The organism is Psychroserpens burtonensis DSM 12212 (assembly GCF_000425305.1).
GTDB classification, from domain to species: domain Bacteria; phylum Bacteroidota; class Bacteroidia; order Flavobacteriales; family Flavobacteriaceae; genus Psychroserpens; species Psychroserpens burtonensis.
On the sequence record NZ_AUDE01000059.1, the window covers coordinates 1 to 2,404 of the forward strand.

Consider the following 2,404-nt stretch of genomic DNA (forward strand, 5'->3'; position numbering starts at 1 on the left):
GAAATTTACGAGTGTTCCGAACAAAAGAAGACAATTACGGAAGAGATATTCATATGTATTATAAAATTAAGCTAATAAAATAACAGTGGCTAACAACGTGTATAATTAATTACTCGTTCTGTGTGTACTCGGAAAATCCTACGGATTTTCCTCTGGTTCGTTTTCTTTTACTAATTTAGTTGCTAGCCAACGCAACTAACCATACACGAACACGTTAGCAAACATCTGATAGAATAACTTAACTAATTGAAAACTAACATTCACCTATTACAAGTTTCTGAATATCTAAACTGAATGAAAAATAAAGTATTAATAATCATTTCAATCATTTTTATAAGCTGTATAACTTCAAAAACAACTTTACGAAATGAATTAATTTTCAAAGGCCCAATATCTAGTAATCCAAACCCTGAATTTGTAAGTATTGAAAATAGAAAAGCAAAAGACAGTTTGGATTTTACGGTTATTAAAGGTAAATATTTGTCTGGAACAAGACACGTAGAAATATTATGGAAGAATAACATAAAACTATATTATTGGAAAAGATTTTATCCGAATAAAAAAATAAAGGAAAAGGGAACTATGACAGCTGACAATAGAATTTGTGTTGGGCAATGGGAGTTTTACTCTAAGGAAGGCAAAATTGATAGCATTATTGATTACGATAAGAAAAATAAAATCTCATATTTCAAAGCTTTAGAAATAGCGAAAGAATATGATTTGGAAATGCCTAGTTTGGAGATTGATTTCATAAATAAAGAGAACTCTTCTTTTTGGCAGATTAGAAAGTGGAATATGAAGAATGGAAGCGGAACGTCTGAGACAATTCTAATAGATTCGAAAAAAGGTACAGTACAAAAACCTGATAATGAGGTCATAAAATATTATTAAAAACGATTTGCTAACAATGGCTATAATTAATACGGGGTTTAGTGCTTAACCCAAAGTTTAATGCATTTAACCAAGTCCGCCAAATCTTTTTGATTTGGCTTTAGAACTAAAAAAATAAAACAAAACAAAAAGTTTTGGCTAAGTGCTTAATCGAAAGTTTAGTTACTTTTAATTCCCGTACTAACCATAGCCGAACCGTTGTATGCAATTAAAACAAAACCTTATGAATAGAAATTTATTGATTATCCTTCTGACAATTTTCACTCTTAATTCTTGTCAATCACAAACGAAAGACAAAACCGAAATGGAAAAAACGGAATCTGATGAGTTTTCTTCCGAAAGTGGAAATTTTATAATTGACTTTCCAATGAAACCAGCATTAAGAGTTATTGATAATCAAATTGGAACTGATAAATATAAAATCTATAATTATCAAGCTGTTGCTGGACAACAAATGATATATATGGCAGAATATATTGACTTCCCTGAATACATAATGGAATCTTGGGATAAAGACCAAGCTTATGACCAAATTTTAAAAACAACTGAAGCAAAATATGGTGGAGTTTTTAAATTGACTAAAAAAGAATCAACTGAACAATATAATCTGGAAGGAATATATTATGAATTTTCTTTGAATCCCGATGCGAATGTTCCGAGAGGAGTAAAAGGAGGAATTAAAGGGAAAATTTTCTTTGTTGGAAATAGGTCTTATCATTTAACCTATCTTGGAGAGGAACAAGAATTAATTGAATCGTTTCTGAATTCATTTCGACTGATAAAATAACTGCATACAACACCGTGTATAATTAATTGCTTTGGCAAGTGCTTATCTGGAAAATTCCGCTGGAATTTTCTATCTGTGATTTATTTGCTAAATTAGGTGCTTAGCCACGCAACTAACCATACACAATTCCGTTAGGTTTAATTTGACCAATCCCGCGGAAAAACGTCTTTAACTGAATTGTTTAAAATTTTAATAAGGAAGCTATTCACAAGGTACCTGTCAATAATAATTGACAGACTCAAAGTCTTAGCGATTGCATCGTACAAATCAGAATTTGTAAACGTGTAACGTCTAAAAGACTTTGATCAAGGTAGTGAAAAAAAATTAGAAAGTCAAGTCGTATTTTTTTCATTATCAGAATAGTACCTTGTAAATAGCTATATTTTTGTAATGAATTTCAAACAATCATTCCATTGTTTCTGACTTCCTATATTGACCTTATAAGAAATAAGATACCCTGGCAATTAAAAACGTTTTGACTTATCAATGTTTGGGTGATTACTCAAACTCCGTTTTTTTTGTCCCAATGGATGGAAATAAAATATTTCTTAGCTTTGGATAAAAAAACTAAACATAACATGGGATATAAATAATAGCATCCCTACAGGATACTACTATCCATATCCCTATTGTTGGTAGCAATGCGAAAAAAACAATACGGAATGAATAAAGAACAACTAATAGTTAGATTTTATTTATTGATATTTCTTACAAGTTCAAATTTAA

General features: G+C 30.2%; 2 protein-coding genes. Both read left to right on the forward strand.

Annotation, left to right across the window (positions count from 1 at the left end):
* Positions 1-294: 294 nt before the first annotated feature.
* On the forward strand, positions 295-891 hold the full coding sequence (locus tag H593_RS0115345; protein ID WP_028873235.1) for a toxin-antitoxin system YwqK family antitoxin: 597 nt from the start codon (positions 295-297) through the stop codon (positions 889-891).
* 223 nt (positions 892-1,114) lie between these two features.
* Positions 1,115-1,678, forward strand: a complete 564-nt coding sequence (locus tag H593_RS0115350) for a hypothetical protein (RefSeq protein ID WP_157588899.1) — start codon at positions 1,115-1,117, stop codon at positions 1,676-1,678.
* Positions 1,679-2,404 lie beyond the last annotated feature (726 nt).